Below are 20480 nucleotides of genomic sequence, written 5' to 3' on the forward strand. Positions count from 1 at the left end.
GAACCCTCCTTACAGGCTGCGCACGTCGGAAATGCCGTTCTGGTTCAGGATCGCCGCCATATTGGTTTTGGCGATGTCGTCAGCGAAGCCGGAATCCTTGAACACGACGCGCGTGTCGACAGCGGGCGCCAGCGCGGCGCGCCAGGCGACAATGCCGGACGCCAGCGGCTCGATCACGTCCTTGGTCAGCCCATCCGCAAGGTAAGCGATCAACGCGCCGCCGCCGATGGAATGCACGGACTTGCCCGCGATGGCCTTCGTCTCGATAGGCACACACAGATCAAGGCCGAGTTTGAGCAGAAGCTCATAGAGCACGTCCTGCTCGTTGCGGCCCTGCACGAGGTGTTCGGCGTTCTTCAGCAGGCTGGTTTCGAGGTTCGCCGCATCCGGCTCCCAGGCTCGAATATTCGATGAGGCGAGCTTATAAGCGCGAAAACCTGTATCACCGGCAAATGCTGGATTATCCGCTTTCACCTTGCGGGCGGCTCGTCGAAGTCGCTCTTTCGTCAATTCCGCAATATTCTCTGGCACAGACATCGCCTTGCAAAACGCAGATGCACTTTTCTGCGTTGCGTTGCTTTCATCTAGTGGTTCCGGCAGCTGAACCATAATATATCGATGTTTTGTGTTGAATTCCGAATTGTATTCTAACACCGCGTGGCCCGTTGTTGCTGATCCTGCAAAAAAATCTAATATGATGTCATCATTTCCGGTGCAGCCCACCTCGACAATTCGACGAAGTAATTTTATTGGCTTCGGGGTATCAAAAACCTGAACGCCATCGAAAAGATCACTTAACTCTGCGGTTGCCGCTTGAGTGTGACCTGTATCTGCGCTGGACCAGAGAGATCTGGGAACAACCCCATCCATTTCCGATAGATAGAGTTTAGCTCTCGGGAAACGGGCTTCGCCCTGCGCGCCCCAGTAGAGCCGCTTTTCTTGAATTAGTTCCTTCGTGACGTCCTGACCGTATTTCCACACAGCGGTTTCCTTCGGCCAGATCTCCTCTCCGGTATTTGGATTTGTAATTGGGTAGTAAAGATTGGGGCGCTCCGCTCGGGACTTGTTACATGTGTATGTCGCAGAATTCCAAGGCCCCCTCGGATCATTATCCGGGTTCTTGTAATATTCTAATTGTGCGCCAGTCCTTTGCAATTTTTGAGGACGCCAATTTTCTTTACTTTTCGCATAAACAACAATTGTGTCGCAATCGGTGCTAAAATATTTCGCGTCGTTGGCCGGAGATACTCTCTTGTGCCACGAGATCGTGGACACGAAATTTTCCTCTCCAAAAATATCATTCATAATTTCTATAAGATTTGCGACCTCACCGTCATCAATAGTTATGAAAATAGAACCCATTTCACTCAAAATATTTCTAGCCAACTTCAATCTTGGATACATCATATTTAGCCAATCGGTATGAAACCGGCCGGACACATCTGTATTGGAGGTTATTTTACGTCCTCCCTCGACTTGTCCAGTTAACTCAAGATAGTTTTTTATGTTATCTCGGAAATCATCTGGATAGACAAAATCTCTCCCCGTATTATAGGGAGGGTCGATGTAGATCAGTTTCACCTTGCCGGAATAGCTCTTCTGCAAGAGCTTCAGCACCTCGAGGTTGTCACCTTCGATCATCAGGTTCTGCGTCGTGTTCCAATCGACGCTTTCATCCGGACAGGGCAGCAGCGTGCCGGTCGATGGCGTCAGCGCAATCTGCCGCGCGCGGCGCTTGCCGTGCCAGTTCAGCCCATATTTCTCGTCGCGCTCGTCCACCGCACCGCCGAGCAGCCCCTTCAACACCTCAAAGTCGATCTTCCCTTCGGTGAAAGCGTCCGGAAACAGCGCCTTGAGCGCCTCGATATTGCCCGTGACAATATCGGCGCTTTTGGCTTCGGGGTCGTTCGGTCCGATGGGAGGAATGGTGGTCATGCAAATATCCGTTCTCAGAGGTCTTGTTTGTGAGCCGCCAGCGCCTGTTCCAGGCGCTGGATCTCGATGTTCAGATCGACACGGCGGTTAAGTTGCCTTTCGCGCACTGCCTTGGCCCGCAGCCCCGCAATGTCGCGCGCAAGCGCGCCATACGCTTCAAGCGCGGCGCGGCGTCGTTCAACGGCTTGCCCGTCGTCGCTTGGGCTATAGGCGCCCGACAGCCGTGCCGCCGCCAGCGCCTCGATCCGCGCGAGCCAGCCGTTGTAGACGGCCGACAGGTCACGCGAAGGCTGGCTCTTCAGCGCCAGGCTGGCGACAAAGGCGCGGTCCAAATCCTGAGGCACCAGCGGATCAAGCTCGCCCACGGCGACGACGCACTCCACAACAATCTTACCGCCTTCGTTCTGCGCCGCGCGCTTGGGCGCTACGGATATCGCAAGGCCGCTGGAGCCAAAGGTGATCAGCAACACGGGATAGGGAATGGCACGGTGGATCAGTTCCGTCAGCCGCGTGGCGCGCGCGTCAACGCGAAAGATCGCCGCGATGACGGCGATTTCCGAATAATCATGCGCCTCGTCCGTGAAGGCGGGAATTGCAACGGTGTTCGGCTTGAGCGCCGCGAGCCAGTGCAGCTCGTCGACCCCGTCCTGAATCGCGCGTTTGTCGGCGGAGGTCGGCGCGCCTTGCTCAACCAGCATCTTCTTGGGCACGCGCGCATCCACCCGCGCGCCCGGCGGCAGATCAAGCGCAGTCATGATCGCGGCGACCGCCGCCATCCCCGTCATACAGCGGCATCCGTCGATGGAGGCAACGCAACGAGGAAGGCGACCACTTCAAAGTCGTTGATCCCGGCAAATTCACCCTTCATCGCGTGGGTGCCGCCCATCTGGAACAGGCTGGCGACGGCGCGCTCCTCCCGCTTGCCGACGAGACTTCCGACCGCTCGCGCGAGCAGCTTCTGATAGGGCTCCATGTCCCGGCCAAAGCGGGTCGCCTTGTCGAACCGTTTGCTGGCCGCCACGTCCGGCTCGTCCTGACCGAGGCTAAGTTTCTTGAGCCGGTCCAGAACCTGCTTGGCCTGCGTGTATGGAAGCAGGACTTCGCCATCGTCGCCGACGTGAACGACATAATGCGGCGCCAACGGATAACCCGGCTCGGCGACCGTCGCCGCAGCCTCGCCAACTGCGCGAAGGCAGAAGATGACCCCCGGCGGAAGCGGGTTCTCGCCCTCGGCGGGAGCCTCAGTCACCGCGTAGGTGCCGAGCGGCAAGGTATCGAGGCGGCTTCGGTTTTCCCGAAGATAGCCCGCAAGGTCGATGCGGAAATCATTGAGGGTGAGATCGGCGATGGAGACTCCGCTCGACAAATCCTCAAGGTCGATGACCGCATCCTGCAACTTTTGAAGCTGGGCGCGACGGTATTCCAGATCGTTCATTTCGTTGCCGGCCTGGAACTCGATGACGTTTTCCTCGCCCGTCGCCGATACGTCGAGCAGCATCATGCGTCCGCTGACGCGGGATTCGAGATCGAGATATTCGTCCAGCTCCATGTTGGGCCAGAAATTGACCAGCTGGATTTTCGTGTTCTGCGAGCCGATCCGGTCCACACGCCCGAAGCGCTGGATGATCCGAACCGGGTTCCAATGGATATCGTAATTGATGAGGAAGTCGCAGTCCTGAAGGTTCTGCCCCTCGGAAATGCAGTCCGTCGCGATCAGCAGATCGATCTCGCCTTCAGCCGCGAGTTCGGTGGGGCGTTCCTTCGAGCGTGGCGAGAAGGCGCTCAGGATAGCGCTCATATCACCACGCACACCGGGCATTGTGGTACGGTTGGAGCCGGTGCCGCTGACAACGGCGGTGTGAATGCCGAGGGTCTTCTGCGCCCACGCCGCAATGTCGCGATAGAGATAATCCGCCGTGTCGGCGAAGGCCGTGAACAGCAGGATTTTTCGATTGTCCGGGTTGATCGGCGCGCGGACCTTGTCGGCGATGATCCGTTTGAGAGCCGCCAGCTTCGCGTCTCTATCAGGTGTCACAAGGCGAGCGGCGGCCAGCAACGCGCCGAGACGATCACGGTCCTCGGCAAGATCCTGACGCCAACGAACGCGATCAACGTCTTGCAGCAGCACCTTGACCTTGCGGCCAACGAGCAGCGCTTCGAAGGCGGGATCATCGACATCGATATCGTCGATGGGCGTTTCCTCAACGGAATCGTCATGGGCGTCGATCTTGGCGAGCAAGGCCTCGACGTCTCGGAGCTGGCGCTCGATGGTCAGCGCGAACGAAGCGACCGAGCTTTCCATCCGCTTCAGGATATTCACGCGCAGCAGGTGAATGAGGCTTTCCTCGCGGTCTACCTGGCGGAAGAAACTCTCGCCGCCGCGAATTTTGGTGCTGTATTTCTCGTCGTAAGCCGCCTGCTTGTGCGGGAGTACATAGCGAAGCGGCGCATAGGCGCCGAGGGTCAGGCGGCGGATTTCGTTGTTGATCTCGCGGATCGGTCGGAATGCGCCGGCGAGGTCCACGTCGGCCTTGATGTTCACAGGCGGCAGGCGCTCGGGGAACTGGCCCGTTTCTGCGGTGCCGTAATATCGCTGCACATGCTTTCGCGACCGGGCGATGGTCAGCATGTCGAGCAATTTGAAGTAATCGAAGCCAAGCATATCCATGAGGCGGGCTGGCCGACGTTCGGCCTCGCCAAGATCAAGCCAGCGGTTGAACTGCCCCTGCGCCTTGCGGATCGTTCCTTCGATGCTGGGGATGCCATGGCCCGACAGCGCCACATCGTTGCCCTCAGTAACGAATGCGATCTGATTTTTGAGGTCGGCCAGCCGATTGTTGACCGGCGTCGCCGACAACATGAGCACTTTGGTCTTCACGCCGGACTGGATGATCCGCTTCATCAGGTGGTCGTAGCGGGTGTCCCGATCCTTGTGGGTCGGCTTGTTCCGAAAATTATGCGACTCGTCGATCACGACGAGATCGTAATTACCCCAGTTGACGTGGGTGAGGTCGATGTCGCCGGACAGGCCGCCATCGCGTGACAGGTCGGTGTGGTTCAGGACATCATAATGTAGCCGGTCGGGCGCAAGCACGTTGCGCCGATCATTCGACTTGTAGAGCGTCCAGTTATCGCGCAGCCGCTTGGGGCAGAGCACCAGCACCCGATCATTCCGCAGCTCATAGTATTTAATGACGGCAAGCGCCTCGAAGGTTTTGCCGAGGCCGACGCTATCGGCGATGATGCAGCCACCGATGCGCTCCAGCTTGTCGATAGCGCCGGTGACGCCATCGCGCTGAAAACGGAACAGCTTTTTCCAGACGACCGTATCGCGAATACCGGTCGCGGATTTGATGATCCGCTCTTCGTCCAGCTCATCGCCGAGATCCTTGAACATCTGGTAGAGGATCTGGAAATAGACAAGCGACGGCGGTCGTTGCGACGCCATGTCCTCCAGCGCCGTGATGAGCGAAGCTTTGGCATCTGGATCGGCGCGCAGGTCGTTCCAGTTCGACTGGAACCATTCGGCGTAGCTGGCTGATTCGGCGTCTGCATCAGTCGCCTGCACGAGGCCAAGTTGCCCGCTTGGCGTCAAGCCGAGTCCCTCTGTCGTGAACGAACATGAACCCACCATCGCCTTGCCTGGAGATGAATGGTCGCGAACGAAGATGAACGACTGGGGTGGGGCCTTCCGGGTATTGCGGATGTCGGCCTTCTTGCTGATCCACTCGGAGGCAGATTTCGCCAACCATCGCCCTTGAAGCCGACCGCGGAAGGCGATGTCCGCCTCGCTCCCCAACAGTGATGAGGCAACCGAACTCGGCTCGCCGAGCACGAGCCTTGACCGGTCGATCCGCTCAAGCGCATCACGAATTTCGGCGAATGCAAAAAGGGAGAAGGTTGGCGATACAATGTCGACGCCAGCATTCGGCGCAATCCACTCGCGCAGGAGATCCAGCGCGCGATCCGCGCCGCTATTCCGTAGTAGCCTCATTTGCCACTCTCCGGCGGCTTGCCGGGCGGCATCGGCGTCGGGGGCAAGCCGGACGACGTCTCGATGAATTGCCGCACGGCTTGCCGAATGACCCACGAGATCGAGGCATCGCGCGCGCGCGCAATCTTGTCGAGCGCCTGATAATCCTGCTCTTCTAGGCTTACCGTCAGCCGGGCAGCTTTGCGAGGACGCTCGTTCATACCTACCCCCAATGATCTATGAACAAGTATTGCAGAATATGCACCGAACTTCAACAAAGTGATGCAGTTTTCACCAACCCTTGGGTAGGCAGTCTTCCTTTCTGGCTGTGCTGAGAGCGGCACACTGTGCCGTTAAGGGCAGAACGGCAGCGGGCATTCGACGAATGCTCCACACAAAAAGGCCGGGAAATTTGGCGGCGTGAGAAATCTCAAACGCGCGATACCAACCTTGAGGTTGGCGCACCCATCAGGATTCGAACCTGAGGCCTCTACCTTCGGAGGGTAGCGCTCTATCCAGCTGAGCTATGGGTGCATTTATCTTCAGATAGTGTCCGAGGATGCTCGGGGTCAATCTCGAATCGGTCAACTCCGTCAGCGCAAAAACCATGGGTTCCGACCCCACCGTTTGCCGCCCTTCGTACTCCAGACACTCCCTAAAACTTGCTTCCGTGGTGCTTCCGCGACCGCTGAAGCGATTTCAGTGCTTCCTTCGAGTTTTCCCAATTGCTTGGTTTAACTCACTTTTTCCAGCACCCGCAATCAAAACGCTTGACTTACCTCTGCCTTCGGAGGGCAACGCTCTATCCAGCTGAGCTACGGGCGCCGCTTACAGCGGATGGGTCTCCTAGCGGAAACGGACCCCGGGGGCAATCTTAAGCCCCACCTCAAGCGCCCGTGACGTCTTCCCAGAAGCGCTTGGCCTTGCCGACGAAAGTCGTGCACTTGGGATGCTGCTGGTCGCCGCAAAGGCCCGCGAATTCGCGCAGCAGCTCTTTCTGCTTGGCGGTCAGCTTGGCCGGCGTCTCGATGAACAGCTCGACCACCAGGTCACCGCGTTCGCGCGAACGGAGCGACGGCATCCCGCGGCCCTTGAGGCGGATGGTGCGGCCGGTCTGGGCGCCCTCCGGCACCTTGACGATCTGGCGATCGGCGCCATCGCAGTTATCGCCGCCCATCAGACAAGGCGCTTCGATCTCGCCGCCCAGGGCGGCGATCGCCATGGGCACCGGCACGGTGCAGAGCAGGTCCAGGCCGTCGCGTTCGAAAAGATCGTGCGGGGCGACGGAGACGAAGAGGTAGAGGTCGCCGCGCGGGCCGCCGAGCGCGCCGGCGTCGCCCTCGCCCGCCAGGCGAATGCGCGAGCCGTCGTCGATGCCGGCCGGCACGCGGACCTGCAGGGTGCGTTCGCGACGGACCTGGCCGTGGCCATGGCAGTCGACGCAAGGGTCCATGACCATCTGGCCCGAGCCGCCGCAGCGCGGGCAGGCGCGCTCGATCTGGAACATGCCCTGCTGGCTGCGCACACGGCCGTGGCCGCGGCAGGTGGTGCAGGTGGTGGGCGAGGTGCCGGGCTTGGCGCCCGAGCCGTCGCAGGTCTCGCAGGTCATGGCGGCGGGGACGACGATCTCGACATCGGCGCCGGCGTAGGCCTGCTCAAGGGTGACATCGAGGTCGTAGCGCAGGTCCTGGCCGCGGGTCGGGCCTGGGCGCTGCTGGCTCTGGCCTCTACGGCCGAACATATCGCCAAAGACGTCGCCGAAGACCTCGGAGAAGATGTCGCCGGCGTCCTGGAAATTGCCACGGCCGCCCATGCCTGCGCCGCCGTTCACACCGGCATGGCCGAACCGGTCGTAGGCCGCGCGCTTCTGGGGATCCGACAGGACCGAATAGGCTTCGTTGATTTCCTGGAACTTGACGGAGGACTCTTCCGAGCCGCCGTTCCGATCAGGATGATGCTCCATCGCCAGCTTGCGGAAGCTCGCCTTCAGACCGCCGGCGTCGCACTCACGGCTGACGCCCAGCACTTCGTAGTAGTCGCGCATCAGTTCGCCCGCATCACATCGTGGGCCCCATCGCGTCCTGGGCGGTCAGTCATATCTGGCGCAGACATCCCCGACATCGACGAGACTATTCCGTTTGAAAATGAAACCACCTCGAAAAGTGGGAAGGCCCCGGCCCGCTCGCAAGCCCTATAATAGGCGGGCCTGAACGCCAAACAGGCGGGAGCTCCACAGGGCGCCTCAATCCCGCTCATGAGACGCCCCGTCATGCGACGAGACGCCTCATAAGCTGTTGGATCAGGACGACTTCTTCTCGTCGCCGTCCACTTCTTCAAACTCGGCGTCGACCACGTCGTCGCCGCCGGCTTCCGGCTTGCCGGCGCCCGCCTCTTGCTGGGCTGCGTACATGGCCTCACCCAGCTTCATCGAGGCCTGGATCAGCGTCTGGGTCTTGGCCGCCAAGGCTTCCGGATCATCGCCTTCCAGCGAACCCTTCAGATCCTCAAGCGCCGTGGTGATGGCGGCCTTCTCAGGTTCGCCCACCTTGTCGCCGTGCTCGGCCAGGGCCTTTTCGGTCGAGTGGATGACCGCCTCGGCCTGGTTCTTGGCCTCGACCATCGCCTTGCGCTTTTCGTCGTCGGCCTTGTTGGCCTCGGCTTCCTTGACCATCGCGTCGATGTCGGCGTCCGAGAGGCCGCCGTTGGCCTGGATGCGGATCGACTGCTCCTTGGCGGTCGCCTTGTCGCGGGCCGAGACATTGACGATGCCGTTGGCGTCGATGTCGAAGGTGACTTCCACCTGCGGCACGCCGCGCGGGGCGGGCGGGATGCCGACCAGGTCGAACTGGCCCAGCATCTTGTTGTCCTGCGCCATGGGGCGTTCGCCTTGGAAGACCCGGATCGTCACGGCCGACTGGTTGTCGTCCGCCGTCGAGAAGGTCTGGCTGCGCTTGGTCGGGATCGTCGTGTTGCGCTCGATCAAGGGCGTGAAGACGCCGCCCAGGGTCTCGATGCCCAGCGTCAGCGGGGTGACGTCCAGCAGCAGCACGTCCTTGACGTCGCCTTGCAGAACGCCGGCCTGCACGGCCGCGCCCAGGGCCACGACTTCGTCAGGGTTCACGCCGGTGTGCGGCTCGCGGCCGAAGAAGGCTTTCACGGTCTCGACCACCTTGGGCATGCGGGTCATGCCGCCGACCAGGATGACTTCGTCGATGTCGGACTTCTTGAGGCCCGCGTCCTTCAGCGCCTGTTCGCAAGGGCCGATGGTCTTGGCGACCAGGTCCTCGACCAGGGCTTCCAGCTTGGCGCGCGACAGCTTGATGTTGAGGTGAAGCGGGCCAGACGCGTTCATGCTGATGAAGGGGAGGTTCACCTCGTACTGGGTGGTGAACGACAGTTCCTTCTTGGCCTTCTCGCCTTCTTCCTTCAGGCGCTGAAGGGCCAGCTTGTCCTTGCGCAGGTCGACGCCGGACTCCTTCTTGAACTCCTCGGCCAGGTAGTCGACGACACGCATGTCGAAGTCCTCGCCGCCCAGGAAGGTGTCGCCGTTGGTCGACTTCACCTCGAAGACGCCGTCGCCGATCTCCAGGATCGAGACGTCGAAGGTGCCGCCGCCGAGGTCGTAGACGGCGATCTTCTTGCCGTCGTTCTTGTCCAGGCCGTAGGCCAGGGCCGCCGCGGTCGGCTCATTGATGATGCGCAGGACCTCAAGGCCGGCGATCTTGCCGGCGTCCTTGGTCGCCTGGCGCTGGGCGTCGTTGAAATAGGCCGGAACGGTGATGACCGCCTTCTCGACCTTCTCGCCCAGGTGCTGCTCGGCGGCTTCCTTCATCTTCTGCAGGATGAAGGCCGAGACCTGCTGCGGGGAATAATCCTTGCCGTGGGCGCGCACCCACGCGTCGCCGGTCGGGCCCTTGACGATCTCGTAGGGCACCATGTCCTTGTCCTTCGCCACCACCGGATCATCCGCGGCGCGGCCGATCAGCCGCTTGATGGCGAAGAGGGTGTTGGTGGGGTTGGTCACAGCCTGGCGCTTGGCCGGCTGGCCGACCAGACGTTCGCCGTCTTCCTGGAAGGCGACGACGGAAGGGGTGGTGCGCACGCCTTCAGCGTTCTCGATCACCTTCGGCGTCTTACCATCCATGATGGCGACGCAGGAATTGGTGGTGCCGAGGTCGATACCGATAATCTTGCTCATAGAGAGTCTTGCTCGCTCCTGATTGGCGGACGCCGCGGAAGGCCTTCGAGATGAAGCGCCTGGGGTGCGGACATCCCCGGTTCGATCAATCCCGTCTGAACGCTCCTTTTCGAAGGGGGCGTCCAGCGTCGCAGCCGATATGGGGAAAGTTAGGGCGCCTGCAAGAGCCGATGTCGGCTTGCGACAGAGTCTCATCGCCGAAGATGCGACTGAAGCTGCCTTGGCCAGCCCCGGCTACCCTGACCCGGACGCACGCAAAGAGGCGCGACATGGACGAAGCCAAGAACACCGATGGCATGCACTGCGCGGGGATCGAGACGCACCGGGATTTTCGTCAGCGCGGGCACGCGGTCGCCGCGGCCAACGCCGGGGCGCGCGCGGTGCGGAAGCTGGGCGCAGAGCCGCTGTACAGCACATCGTGGGAGAATGCGGCCTCTCTCGCCGTGGCCCGCAGGCTTGGGCTTAGGCAGGTCGCGACGGATTTCCATGTGACCTGACCAGGCGAATAGCGGCAAATGCCCTCTCGACGATCGAACCAGAACCTTAACGGTCACGAGGCACTGAACACCCGCCGCGTAATGGCTCATAGCGCCACGTAGATTTGGGCCCGCTAGGCCTCGCGACCCGGCTCGTACCGGCGACGGTCTTCTTCACGAATAAGTCGATCAACATGCTCTTGCACGCGCTCATCACCACGGCGCTTTCGGCCAATATCTCTTCTCTGCCGGGGACTTAACGGTCCACCTCGCTGGGCTTCGCGTTTAGATATTTCAGCCGCGATTACTTCAGCCATTTTCAGATGGAATCGCTTTGCGGGTGTTAGTTGAATGCGCTTCGACTCAACGCTGGGTCGCAATCTCGTGACTCTAGTGGCGCTTCCCGAACTCGATCGTGGTTGATTATAATTTTTCGTCCTCGCATCGATCCGCGAGTCTAAGAAGCAACGGCCGATCTTACACTTCGACTCGCAACACTTTTTATTTGACGATTCGCATATAAAATTTCTTTCCACTTTAAATTCCTTCTCTGCGGAACAGCAACAGTTAGAAACTGTATTTATATTCTGTGAAACTATTCAACCTGAATTGGGTGTTTCTTCTAAGGTGATCTGGCATTAAGGCCTGTGCCATCCAATGCGGCAGGCCCGGTGGGCGTTGGCGGCCAAGGTCATCGGCCGGGTTGCGGGCTTCGTTGGACGTCCTGCTGACGCCCGCCGGCCTTGCCGGCATCAGGGCTTGGTGGTCGATGTCATTGGGACCAACTGGGGCCATGCCGCCCCAGCCCCGCCACCCGGCGTGTTCGCGTTTTCTGTAGCCGCACCGCGGCGTTCCTGACGCGCGGCGCCTAGGGCCTCGCGATGTCGGCGAGAACCTGTTTGGGCAACAGCTTCCGACCCGATGACGGCGCCCAGAGCTGACGCGCGACCGCCACATCCGGCAGCCCCATGCCGGCGATGAGGGTCGCGTAGTAGGCGTTGGAGTTGGCGCCCAGAAGGGCTGGCCATGGATAGCGGATCTGGCGCGCGTTGACCGCCGAGCGGACGGCGCGGGCCGCGGCGAGGCGCGTCTCGATCGCCGACGGCGACCCGACGAAGAGGTCGCCTTGCGGAAAAGAAGGGTCATAGAAGCCCGACCGACCGGCGAAGACCTCGCCCCAGATGTATTCCCGCCGAAAGGGAATGACGCCGCCATAGACGGCCAGCGGGGCCCCGTCGCGCCCGCGGGCGATGCCGTGCATCTCCAGCTTCACCGCTCCGGCCGAGTCGATCAGGGCCACGAAATTGTGCGCGCCAAACCAGCGCGTGACGCCAAACAGGCGCAGCCGAAGCGCCGGCGTCTGGACCTTGACGAGCCGCAGGTCATGCATGTGTGGGTGGTTCGATTTAATTGGAGCGGGCGAAGAGATTCGAACTCTCGACCCCAACCTTGGCAAGGTTGTGCTCTACCACTGAGCTACGCCCGCGCTCCACCGGGCGGCCCTGGAAGGGACCCGGAAAATCGAGAGGCGGCTTATGGCAGACGCCCCTGAGGTTGGCAAGCGGCCTGGCTGCGGATTTTCCAGGCGCCTGAGAAGCTTGCCGTCAGCCCCGGCGAGGGGTCTTCAGCCGGCGCTTGTTGACATGGTCGTCGCGGGCCGGAGCGATCTCTTCGGGGTACTCGCCCTTGAAGTAATAGCGCTGCCAGGCCTCCTTGGTGGCCTCCGGGTCGCCGCGGAAGATGCGGCGGTTAAATTCTGAGCGATGCTTCTCCCAGACGTCGTACTGGCCACGGATCTCAGGGTTGGAATCCATGCGGCGGATCACCGGCTGGATTTCGGTCAGCGTCTTGTCCTGCTGCAAGGTGATGAAACAGAACGGCTCGCCCTTCTCGAAGCGCACCTTGCCGGGCCGGGTGAAGTGCCAGTTCATGGTGAAGGGGAAGGGCAGCCAGTCGGTCTCGACCACCCCGGCCAGAGCCTGGATGCCGTCCTTGAGGTGGTTGGGCGGGCCCATGACCGACAGGGACCAGCCCGGCGGCGTACGGAACAGGTAGCCCGCGTGGAAGGTCAGGACGCCGTGGCTGAAGTGGCTGGTGGCCAGCATGTGGAAGTCGGGGTTGGGATTGTCCGGTCGAAGGGTGATGTCCTCCTGCTTAATCCCGCCGTTCCACTCGGCAGTGAAGGCGATCGGGCAGAGCAGCTCCCAGCCCGACGTATTGGCCATGGTCATCGGCAGACAACGGTAAGGATGGCGAGCGGCGAAACGCTCCATCCAGGCCCGTTGCGGACGGCCGGGCACGATTTCCGGCGGGCGTTCCTGGGTAGGGTAGCACTCGAGTTCCATGGCGGGCCTTCACGTCGGATGCGGTTAGCGACCCTTAAGGCTCTGGCCGCGCCTCCGTCCACTCCGCTATGTGAGGACGATGCTGACGCCGGACGAATTGCTCGCCCTTCTGGACCGCGCAGGCGTGGCCCATGAGACGCTCACCCACGCGCCCGTCTTCACGGTGGACGAGCACGATCCGATCATGGACGCCATGCCCGGCGCCCACACGAAAAACCTGTTCCTGAAGGACGCCAAGAGCCGCCTGTGGCTGGTGTCGGCGGAAAGCCACGCGCGTGTCGATCTGAAGACCCTGCCGGCGGCCATCGGATCGGCGCGCCTGTCTTTCGGCTCGGCCGAACGCCTGTGGGACGCCCTGGGCGTGCGCCCCGGTTCGGTCTCGGCCCTGGCGTTGGCCAACGACGCCGAGCACCGCGTCGGCTTCGTGCTCGACAAGACCTTGGCGAGGGCTGAACGGGTCAACTTCCATCCCTGGCCAACCATATGACCAGCGGGCTGGCGCAGGCTGATTTTCGGCGTTTTCTAGCGGCGATCGGCGTCACGCCGCTGGTCGTCGACCTCGTCGCCATGCGACAGGAAGCTTGGCCTTTGCAAGGCGCCGTTGAAGCCTGAGCGACTTGCGACCATCTTACGCCTGAAGCGTTAGACGACGAACGGACGAGGGACCGCCATGAGCCTGATCGGCGAGACAAAACCTGCTGACGACCTGATCAAGGAAGGCACCGACGCCGGCTTCATGGCCGACGTGATCGAGGCCTCGAAGACCCAGCCGGTCATCGTCGATTTCTGGGCGCCCTGGTGCGGCCCCTGCCGCCAGCTGGGCCCATCCATCGAGAAGCACGTCCTGGCCGCCAAGGGTAAGGTCAAGCTGGTCAAGATCGATATCGACAAGCACCCGGCCTACGCCGGCCAGATGCGCGTGCAGTCGATCCCAGCGGTCTTCGCCTTCGCAGGCGGCAAGCCGGTGGATGGCTTCATGGGCGCCTTACCCGACAGCCAGGTGAAGGATTTCGTCGACCGCGTCGGCGCCCTCGGCGGCGACCCGGAGGCCGAGAGCCTGGACGCCATCCTGGCGCTGGCCGCTGAATCGCTGGAGCTGGGCGACCTCGGCGGTGCGGCTCAGGCCTATGCTGAGGTGCTGCAAGCCGACCCGGAAAACGTAAAGGCGCTGGGCGGTCTGGCCCGGGTCTATCTGGCCGGCGGCGACGCCGAGCGCGCCGGCGAAATCGCCGCCATGGCCCCCGCCGACGCCAAGAACGCCGACCTGGACAGCGTGCGCGCCGCCTTGGCGTTGGCCGCCGAAGCGCCGTCCGAGACGGCGGAGTTCGAGCAGCGGCTGGCCAAGGACGAGGGCGACCACGAGGCACGGTTCGAACTGGCCAAGGCCCTGGCCGGGACCGGCCGGCTGGATGAGGCCGTGGACCAGCTGATCACCATCATCGAACGCGATCGCGCCTGGAACGACGAGGCCGCGCGCAAGCAGCTGCTGACCGTGTTCGAGGCCGCCGGCCTGATGTCGGAGACCGCCAAGCGCGGCCGCCGTCGGCTTTCGGCCGCCCTCTTCGCTTAAGGATCACGCCGGAATGCCGGGCTATCTGCACGCCGCCGACCTTCCGCAACTGATCCCGGTCTTTCCGCTGGACGGCGCGCTGCTGCTGCCCGGCGGCGAGTTGCCGTTGCAGATCTTCGAGCCGCGCTATCTCAACATGATCGACGATGTCATGGCCGGGGAGCGGGTGATCGGCATGATCCAGACGCGGGCCGGCGGCACGCGGTCGCAGCCTCGGCTAGCGGCCGTGGGATGCCTGGGGCGGGTGACCAACTACGCAGAGACCTCCGACGGCCGTTACCTGATCACTCTGACCGGCGTCTGCCGTTTCGAGGCGGGCGACGAACTTGTCCTGCAAACCCCTTACCGCCAGGTCCGCGCGAAGTACGATCGGTTCGCGGGTGACCTGAACCGCGAGGGCGAAGCCGCCGCCAGCGAAGACGCCCGCCAGCGGTTCGCCAAGGCGCTGAAGCGCTACCTCAACGCCCGCGAGCTCGACATCGACTGGGAGACGGCCAACAGCGCGCCGCTGGAGGCCTTGGTCAACAGCCTGGCCATGGGCCTGCCCTTCGAGCCGGCCGAGAAGCAAGCGCTGTTGGAAGCCGATGGCCTGGAGGGGCGTTTCGACACCCTGACCGCGCTGTTGGAAATCGACGCCCTGGAAGAGGGCGATGACGAGGGCCACGGCTTGCAGTAGATCGGCTGGATGACCGATCAACCCGCCACCCCTATCGTCGAGATCGACCCGCGCCTTCTGGAGGTGCTGGTCTGCCCGGTGACGCACGGCAAACTCGACTATGACCGCGACCGCAGCGAACTGGTGAGCCAGGGCGCGCGGCTGGCCTTCCCGATCCGCGACGGCGTACCGATCATGCTGCCGGATGAAGCCCGCAGCCTCGACGACGGCGAATAGGGTGGCGAAGACCCCCTCGCGAACCGGGAGAACCGGGTTCGCAGGCCTCAGCCCGCTCATGCTGCTAGCCATCCTGGTCGGGTTGACGTTCCTGATGCTCGCCGGCGCCCAGACCCTGCGGCACGCCCGCGACCTACGGATGGCTGAGGCCGCCGCCTGGGACATCAACGGGCCGCCCTGCCCGATGCTGGACGCCACGGCCTTCGCAGCCAAGGGCTACAACTTGAAATTCCGCCACTCGTACGTTGGCACGGAGTTCGCCCGCGCCAGCGGTCATGTGAGCTGCAAGGAAGTCGGCGCCGAGGGCGGGCGGTCGATGAACAAATTTGTCTACGTCTGCCAGTTCAACAGCCCGATCGGGCTGACCGTCACGCGTGGCGGCAAGACGACCTCCTACGACCTGGGCGCTGGCCAGCCGGCCAGCATCACGATCCGCGAAGACCGGGCCGCACCGCGCTGCGTGACGGCGGCCGGCGTCAAGATCAACTAAAGCGGTTCGCCCCGCAGCAAGCGAGGCAGGTCGCCGGTCGCACCGCCGGCTTCCCGCATGAAAAACCGCCGGGCCGGGCCAATGCGGTTGACCATCGCCATGCCGAGCCCGCGCGCCAGGCGCAGCGGAGCGATATCATTGGAGAAGAGCCGTACGAAGGCGTCCGTGCCGGCCGCAAGCGCCGCGGTGTCAAACCGGCGCCAAGCGGCGTAGCGTTCCAGCACCACTGGCGAGCCCAGGTCTTCGCCCAGGCGCGCGGCGTCGACGAGGGTTTCCGCCAGCGCCGCGGCGGCCTTCAGGCCGAGGTTCAAACCCTGGCCGGCGATCGGATGGATGGCGTGGGCGGCGTCGCCCAGCAGGGCCATGCGCGGCGCCACGAAGGTTTCTGTCAGCTGCAGGTCGAGCGGATAGGTGAAGACTTCGCCCTCCAGGGTCGCCTCGCCAAGGGCGTCGCCGAACCGACGCTGCAGGTGGGCGTGGAAGACTTCAGGACGGGCGTCTTTGAGCGCCGCCGCCCGCGCGTTCGTCTCGGTCCAGACCAGGCTCGCGCGATGGTCGGTGAGGGGCAGGATCGCGAAGGGCCCCTGGGGCAAGAAATGCTCGTGCGCAACGCCCTCATGCGGGCGAGCCAGCCGCACCGTGGCGACGACGGCTGTCTGGCCGTAGCCCCAGCCAAGCGCTCGAACGTCGGACGCGCGACGGAGCGTCGAGACCTTGCCCTCCGCGCCGACGGCGAGCGGCGCGGAGAAGGTCCTACCGTCCTCCAGGGTCAGCGTCGCCGCGCGTGCGTCGAAGATCGCCTCCGCGACGCGGGCCGGCGCAATCACCGTGACGCCAGCGCGCTCCAGAGCCCTCCCGAGGGCGGCGCGGATGTGGCGGTTCTCCAACATATAGCCCAGCGGCTCGCCGTCGGAGCGGTCGGCGATCTCCTCGGCGTCGAAGCGCAGGTGGAAGTCATGCGGCGCCGGCGTGGCGGCGCCTGGCGCGGCCGCATCGGTGACGAGGATCTGCTCGATCCGCTGGGACAGGGGTTCAAGCGCATCGGCCACGCCGAGAACCCGCCATTGCCGGAACGCGGCGTAGGCCACCGCCGAGGCGCGGCCGTCGAAAGCGGGCGCAACACGGGTCTCAAAGGCCGCCTGGTCGATCAGGAGCGGCTTCAGGCCGGCCTGCGCCAGGGCCAGAGCCAGGGTCGCCCCGGCCATGCCGGCGCCGGCGATCAGGACGTCCGCGTCGAAGGCCTGCGCCACCCGGTATCTCAGCCTTCGCTGTCGGCGGCCAGGCCCATGATGTGGAAGCCCGCGTCCACGTGCGCCACTTCGCCGGTGGTTGAGCGGCCAAGATCCGATAGCAGCCAAAGCGCGGCGCCGGCGACGCCCTCCATTGAGGTGTCTTCGCCCAGCGCCGACATGGCTCGGCCCTGGGCCAGCATGCCGCGCCCGCCGGAGATGCCGGCCAGCGACAAGGTGCGCATGGCGCCGGCGGAAATCGCATTCACCCGGATGCCGCGGGGTCCAAGATCGCGCGCGGCATATCGGACGGCCGATTCCAGCGCCGCCTTGGCCACGCCCATAGTGTTGTAGTTGGGGATCGCCCGCTCGGCGCCCAGGTAGGTCAGCGTCAAGATCGACCCGCCGTTCGGCATCATCGCCGCGGCGCGCCGGGCGCAATCGACGAAGCTGAACACCGAGATATCCATGGCCCGCAGGAAGCTCTCGCGGCTGGTATTGTCGACAAACGAGCCTTTGAGCTCGTCCTTGTTGGCGAAGGCGATCGAGTGGACGAAGAAGTCGATCTCGCCGCCGAAGGCCTCGCCCACAGCCGCGAAGGCCGCGTCCATCGAGGCTTCATCGGTCACGTCCACGGCCGCCAGTGTCTTGACGCCGATGCTCTCGGCGAGCGGGCCTACGCGCCGCTCCATGGCCGGCAGGTGCAGAAACGCCATCTCCGCGCCCTGCGCGGCCAACTGAGCGGCGATGCCCCAGGCGATCGACTGATGGTTCGCGACGCCGGTGACGACGCCGCGTTTGCCGCGCATCAGCTCGCCCTTGGGCATTTGATAGTCGTCGGCCACGGACGGCGTCTCCTCGGATTCAGATGGGGAGGTTGTGGCCGCCGGTTGCGCCGATGGCAAGACTCGGCCCGCGCGCGCTCCGTCAGACCTTCGACATCACCAGGCAGCCGTTGGTGCCGCCGAAGCCGAAGCTGTTGGACATCACCGTCTCCATCGATCCATCGAAGCGCTGGCGCAGGATCGGCAAGCCTTCGAATTGCGGGTCGAGGTTCTCGATGTGGGCGCTCATGGCGGCGAAGTCGTTGTTGAGCATCAGGAGGCTGTAGATCGCCTCCTGTGCGCCGGCCGCGCCGAGGCTGTGGCCGGTCAGCGACTTGGTCGACGAGATCATCGGGGCTGTGTCGCCGAAGACTTTGCGAACCGCGCCCATCTCGCGCTCGTCGCCCACCGGGGTCGAGGTGCCGTGCGGGTTCAGATAGTCGATCTTGCGGCCGCCGGCCTGGTCCCAGGCGATGCGCATGGCCCGCTCGGCGCCTTCGCCGGAGGGCGCGACCATGTCGTGACCGTCGGAATTGGCGGCATAGCCCACGATCTCGCCGTAGATCTTCGCGCCGCGCGCCTTGGCGCGTTCGAACTCTTCCAGCACGACGATGCCCGCGCCGCCGGAGATGACGAAGCCGTCGCGGTCCTTGTCATAGGCGCGGCTGGCCACGGCCGGCCGGTCGTTGAAGTTGGAGGACATGGCGCCCATGGCGTCGAACAGGTTCGACAAGGTCCAGTCGAGCTCTTCACAACCACCGGCGAACATCACGTCCTGCTTGCCGAATTGGATCTGTTCGGCGGCCGCGCCCATGCAGTGCAGGCCGGTCGTGCAGGCCGAGGCGATGGAATAGTTGACGCCGCGGATTTCAAACCAGGTCGACAACACCGCTGACGGGCCTGACGACATCGCCTTGGGCACGGCGAACGGGCCAATGCGTTTCGGGCCTTTGGTCAGGGTGGTCTCGGCGGCCTGGACGATAACAGAGGTCGAAGGACCGCCCGCGCCGACGATCAGGCCGGTGCGGTCGTTGCTGATGTCGCTGGCTTCAAGACCAGCATCAGCGATCGCCTGCTCCATAGCCACGTGGGCGTAGGCGAGGCCCGGCGACAAGAAGCGGGCGGCGCGCCGGTCGACCAGACTTTCCCAGTCGATGATCGGCGGCGCGTGGACTTGGCAGCGGAAGCCCAGCTCCGTGTACTTTGGCGCGGCGACGACGCCGGAACGCGCCTCACGCAGCGAGGCCAGGACCTCTTCTGTGTTGTTGCCGATGGATGAGACAACGCCCATCCCGGTGACGACCACGCGGCGCATCGGTGAGCCCTCCGAGCCTTCGTTTCGAAACTTCAGACCAGATCTTCCGCGGCGAACAAGCCGACGCGGAGATCCTTAGCTTCATAGATGGGCTTGCCGTCGGCCAAAAGAACCCCATCGCCGACGCCCATGACCAGCTTGCGCATGATCACGCGCTTCAAGTCGATCTTATAAACCAGCTTTGTGACAGCCGGCGTGACCTGCCCCGTGAACTTGACTTCGCCGACGCCCAGAGCGCGGCCGCGGCCCGGCGCGCCTGACCAACCTAGAAAGAAGCCGACCAGTTGCCACATCGCATCCAGGCCCAGGCAGCCCGGCATCACTGGGTCGCCAATGAAGTGGCAGGCGAAGAACCAGAGATCCGGGGAGATATCGAGTTCGGCCTCGACATGGCCCTTGCCGGCCGAGCCGCCATCGGCGGTGATCTGGGTGATCCGGTCGAACATCAGCATCGGCGGCGCCGGCAGCTGGGCGTTGCCGGGGCCGAACATCTCGCCGCGCCCGCAGGCGAGCAGGGCTTCCAGATCGTAGCTGGACGGGCGGACAATGGTGTCAGTCATGGGGCTTTGCGGAGCCTCCGGAAATTGAGGGCCAAGGCCCTATCACGTTGCGCGAGGCTGGCTCAACGGCATTGCGGTCGGTCCGAGACGCCCCAGAACAGCCTTTCGGGCGCCCAGCCGCGCACGCCGGCGACCTTCACGCGGCACCAGCCGGCCTCGCAGCGGTCGAGATCGGCGATGGCGCGCCTGGCCAGATAGGCGTTCGGCGTGGAGCTGGTCTTGGGTTTGCCGAGCAGCGGGATCGGCGCCGGCGACATGTTCATGACCGCGCGCCGACCGTCTGTCGTGCGCCGGTGGATCCAGGCGAGGTTGCCTTGCGGGTCACAGACCCGACGCCACTCGACGGTCTCGGCCACCACCTGAACCGGCAGGCCTTTGGCGCGGTAGACCCACACAAGGCGGTGATCATCACCTGGACCGGCGCGCGCGTTCACCCGGTCGAACTTCAGGACAACATAGCGCGGCACAGCGAGGCCCGACGGCGTCTCGCGCTTCGCAGCCGCGCTTATGCCGACGCCTGCGAGGCACACCGCCACGGCAAGCAGCGTTCTGCGCGCGGCGCGCAAGAGATGGCTCGCATCGCCTTGGCCGTGCCCTGTGGCTTTGCTAGAGGTTCTGAACATAGAAGAGCCGAAGCGGCGCAAAGGATCGCCCTTCACCTGATCCACCCTGT

Annotated in this window: 20 protein-coding genes and 3 tRNA genes; 7 read left to right on the plus strand and 16 right to left on the minus strand. The window is 63.5% G+C overall.

Annotated features, from left to right (window positions below; translation table 11 throughout):
* Positions 1–9: 9 nt before the first annotated feature.
* The 8 genes from BN1313_RS01770 to dnaK form a co-directional block, all read right to left on the minus strand.
* On the minus strand, positions 10–1935 hold the full coding sequence (locus BN1313_RS01770; protein WP_091735757.1) for a site-specific DNA-methyltransferase: 1926 nt from the start codon (positions 1933–1935) through the stop codon (positions 10–12).
* A gap of 14 nt (positions 1936–1949) precedes the next feature.
* The gene (locus BN1313_RS01775; protein ID WP_091735760.1) at positions 1950–2720 is read right to left on the minus strand and encodes a DUF4391 domain-containing protein; all 771 of its coding nucleotides are present in this window, start codon (positions 2718–2720) and stop codon (positions 1950–1952) included.
* Complete coding sequence (locus BN1313_RS01780) at positions 2717–5929, minus strand: helicase-related protein (protein ID WP_091735763.1); 3213 nt, start codon at positions 5927–5929, stop codon at positions 2717–2719. The genes BN1313_RS01775 and BN1313_RS01780 overlap by 4 nt, the downstream gene beginning before the upstream one ends.
* The gene (locus BN1313_RS01785) at positions 5926–6129 is read right to left on the minus strand and encodes a ribbon-helix-helix domain-containing protein (protein WP_091735766.1); all 204 of its coding nucleotides are present in this window, start codon (positions 6127–6129) and stop codon (positions 5926–5928) included. Before BN1313_RS01785 ends, BN1313_RS01780 begins: the two co-directional genes overlap by 4 nt.
* 236 nt (positions 6130–6365) lie before the next feature.
* Positions 6366–6442: transfer RNA gene (locus BN1313_RS01790), tRNA-Arg, on the minus strand.
* A gap of 216 nt (positions 6443–6658) precedes the next feature.
* Positions 6659–6733: transfer RNA gene (locus BN1313_RS01795), tRNA-Arg, on the minus strand.
* A gap of 61 nt (positions 6734–6794) precedes the next feature.
* A complete protein-coding gene (gene dnaJ, locus BN1313_RS01800) occupies positions 6795–7952 on the minus strand; it encodes a molecular chaperone DnaJ (RefSeq protein ID WP_091735769.1) in 1158 nt (385 codons plus the stop codon).
* 255 nt (positions 7953–8207) lie between these two features.
* Positions 8208–10106, minus strand: a complete 1899-nt coding sequence (dnaK, locus tag BN1313_RS01805; RefSeq protein ID WP_091735772.1) for a molecular chaperone DnaK — start codon at positions 10104–10106, stop codon at positions 8208–8210.
* Positions 10107–10375: 269 nt separating this feature from the next.
* Here dnaK and BN1313_RS01810 point away from each other — a divergent pair, with 269 nt between their 5' ends.
* Positions 10376–10603 carry a GNAT family N-acetyltransferase gene (locus tag BN1313_RS01810; protein ID WP_091735774.1) on the plus strand — a complete coding sequence of 76 codons (228 nt, stop codon included), beginning with the start codon at positions 10376–10378 and terminating at the stop codon, positions 10601–10603.
* A gap of 847 nt (positions 10604–11450) precedes the next feature.
* On the opposite strand, the gene BN1313_RS01815 is transcribed toward BN1313_RS01810, so the two are convergent.
* The 3 genes from BN1313_RS01815 to BN1313_RS01825 all read right to left on the minus strand — a co-directional run bounded on the left by BN1313_RS01815 (position 11451) and on the right by BN1313_RS01825 (position 12927).
* Positions 11451–11972 carry a hypothetical protein gene (locus tag BN1313_RS01815; RefSeq protein WP_091735776.1) on the minus strand — a complete coding sequence of 174 codons (522 nt, stop codon included), beginning with the start codon at positions 11970–11972 and terminating at the stop codon, positions 11451–11453.
* 21 nt (positions 11973–11993) lie between these two features.
* A tRNA-Gly gene (locus tag BN1313_RS01820) sits at positions 11994–12068 on the minus strand.
* 118 nt (positions 12069–12186) lie between these two features.
* The gene (locus tag BN1313_RS01825) at positions 12187–12927 is read right to left on the minus strand and encodes a DUF6065 family protein (RefSeq protein WP_091735779.1); all 741 of its coding nucleotides are present in this window, start codon (positions 12925–12927) and stop codon (positions 12187–12189) included.
* Between the two features lie 79 nt (positions 12928–13006).
* Between BN1313_RS01825 and BN1313_RS01830 the strand changes: the two genes are divergently transcribed.
* The 6 genes from BN1313_RS01830 to BN1313_RS01850 are packed head-to-tail and all read left to right on the plus strand — an operon-like array spanning position 13007 to position 15879.
* Positions 13007–13414, plus strand: a complete 408-nt coding sequence (locus tag BN1313_RS01830; RefSeq protein WP_342666746.1) for a prolyl-tRNA synthetase associated domain-containing protein — start codon at positions 13007–13009, stop codon at positions 13412–13414.
* Positions 13411–13539, plus strand: coding sequence for a hypothetical protein (locus BN1313_RS17035; RefSeq protein WP_342666747.1), 129 nt, complete (start codon positions 13411–13413; stop codon positions 13537–13539). The genes BN1313_RS01830 and BN1313_RS17035 overlap by 4 nt, the downstream gene beginning before the upstream one ends.
* Before the next feature lie 58 nt (positions 13540–13597).
* Entirely contained in the window at positions 13598–14497 is a 900-nt protein-coding gene (locus BN1313_RS01835; RefSeq protein ID WP_091735782.1) for a thioredoxin family protein, read from the plus strand.
* Between the two features lie 13 nt (positions 14498–14510).
* Positions 14511–15173, plus strand: coding sequence for an LON peptidase substrate-binding domain-containing protein (locus BN1313_RS01840; protein ID WP_091735785.1), 663 nt, complete (start codon positions 14511–14513; stop codon positions 15171–15173).
* A 9-nt stretch (positions 15174–15182) separates the two neighbouring features.
* On the plus strand, positions 15183–15389 hold the full coding sequence (locus tag BN1313_RS01845) for a Trm112 family protein (RefSeq protein ID WP_091735788.1): 207 nt from the start codon (positions 15183–15185) through the stop codon (positions 15387–15389).
* Between the two features lie 58 nt (positions 15390–15447).
* A complete protein-coding gene (locus BN1313_RS01850) occupies positions 15448–15879 on the plus strand; it encodes a hypothetical protein (RefSeq protein WP_091735790.1) in 432 nt (143 codons plus the stop codon).
* Here the strand turns inward: BN1313_RS01850 and BN1313_RS01855 are convergent.
* From BN1313_RS01855 to BN1313_RS01875, 5 genes are all read right to left on the minus strand, one after another.
* Positions 15876–17129 carry an FAD-dependent monooxygenase gene (locus BN1313_RS01855; RefSeq protein ID WP_281176453.1) on the minus strand — a complete coding sequence of 418 codons (1254 nt, stop codon included), beginning with the start codon at positions 17127–17129 and terminating at the stop codon, positions 15876–15878. The genes BN1313_RS01850 and BN1313_RS01855 overlap by 4 nt on opposite strands.
* A gap of 8 nt (positions 17130–17137) precedes the next feature.
* Positions 17138–17953 (minus strand): enoyl-ACP reductase FabI, encoded by an 816-nt coding sequence (locus tag BN1313_RS01860; RefSeq protein WP_176695862.1) that lies wholly within the window; start codon positions 17951–17953, stop codon positions 17138–17140.
* Positions 17954–18035: 82 nt separating this feature from the next.
* The gene (fabB, locus tag BN1313_RS01865) at positions 18036–19247 is read right to left on the minus strand and encodes a beta-ketoacyl-ACP synthase I (protein WP_091735793.1); all 1212 of its coding nucleotides are present in this window, start codon (positions 19245–19247) and stop codon (positions 18036–18038) included.
* 32 nt (positions 19248–19279) lie between these two features.
* Positions 19280–19807, minus strand: coding sequence for a 3-hydroxyacyl-[acyl-carrier-protein] dehydratase FabA (gene fabA / locus BN1313_RS01870; protein WP_091735796.1), 528 nt, complete (start codon positions 19805–19807; stop codon positions 19280–19282).
* Between the two features lie 62 nt (positions 19808–19869).
* Positions 19870–20373 (minus strand): SH3 domain-containing protein, encoded by a 504-nt coding sequence (locus BN1313_RS01875; RefSeq protein WP_245620058.1) that lies wholly within the window; start codon positions 20371–20373, stop codon positions 19870–19872.
* Positions 20374–20480 lie beyond the last annotated feature (107 nt).

This window comes from Phenylobacterium immobile (ATCC 35973) (assembly GCF_001375595.1).
Lineage (GTDB): Bacteria > Pseudomonadota > Alphaproteobacteria > Caulobacterales > Caulobacteraceae > Phenylobacterium > Phenylobacterium immobile.

Excerpts from the sequence above, each read along its gene's own strand:
- BN1313_RS01780 (WP_091735763.1), bottom strand. The coding sequence starts at position 5,929 with ATGAGGCTACTACGGAATAGCGGCGCGGATCGCGCGCTGGATCTCCTG.
- BN1313_RS01810 (WP_091735774.1), top strand. The coding sequence starts at position 10,376 with ATGGACGAAGCCAAGAACACCGATGGCATGCACTGCGCGGGGATCGAG.
- dnaJ (WP_091735769.1), bottom strand. The coding sequence starts at position 7,952 with ATGCGCGACTACTACGAAGTGCTGGGCGTCAGCCGTGAGTGCGACGCC.
- BN1313_RS01825 (WP_091735779.1), bottom strand. The coding sequence starts at position 12,927 with ATGGAACTCGAGTGCTACCCTACCCAGGAACGCCCGCCGGAAATCGTG.
- BN1313_RS01840 (WP_091735785.1), top strand. The coding sequence starts at position 14,511 with ATGCCGGGCTATCTGCACGCCGCCGACCTTCCGCAACTGATCCCGGTC.
- fabB (WP_091735793.1), bottom strand. The coding sequence starts at position 19,247 with ATGCGCCGCGTGGTCGTCACCGGGATGGGCGTTGTCTCATCCATCGGC.
- BN1313_RS01835 (WP_091735782.1), top strand. The coding sequence starts at position 13,598 with ATGAGCCTGATCGGCGAGACAAAACCTGCTGACGACCTGATCAAGGAA.
- BN1313_RS01785 (WP_091735766.1), bottom strand. The coding sequence starts at position 6,129 with ATGAACGAGCGTCCTCGCAAAGCTGCCCGGCTGACGGTAAGCCTAGAA.
- BN1313_RS01775 (WP_091735760.1), bottom strand. The coding sequence starts at position 2,720 with ATGACGGGGATGGCGGCGGTCGCCGCGATCATGACTGCGCTTGATCTG.
- BN1313_RS01815 (WP_091735776.1), bottom strand. The coding sequence starts at position 11,972 with ATGCATGACCTGCGGCTCGTCAAGGTCCAGACGCCGGCGCTTCGGCTG.
- BN1313_RS17035 (WP_342666747.1), top strand. The coding sequence starts at position 13,411 with ATGACCAGCGGGCTGGCGCAGGCTGATTTTCGGCGTTTTCTAGCGGCG.
- fabA (WP_091735796.1), bottom strand. The coding sequence starts at position 19,807 with ATGACTGACACCATTGTCCGCCCGTCCAGCTACGATCTGGAAGCCCTG.
- dnaK (WP_091735772.1), bottom strand. The coding sequence starts at position 10,106 with ATGAGCAAGATTATCGGTATCGACCTCGGCACCACCAATTCCTGCGTC.
- BN1313_RS01850 (WP_091735790.1), top strand. The coding sequence starts at position 15,448 with ATGCTGCTAGCCATCCTGGTCGGGTTGACGTTCCTGATGCTCGCCGGC.
- BN1313_RS01830 (WP_342666746.1), top strand. The coding sequence starts at position 13,007 with ATGCTGACGCCGGACGAATTGCTCGCCCTTCTGGACCGCGCAGGCGTG.
- BN1313_RS01770 (WP_091735757.1), bottom strand. The coding sequence starts at position 1,935 with ATGACCACCATTCCTCCCATCGGACCGAACGACCCCGAAGCCAAAAGC.
- BN1313_RS01845 (WP_091735788.1), top strand. The coding sequence starts at position 15,183 with ATGACCGATCAACCCGCCACCCCTATCGTCGAGATCGACCCGCGCCTT.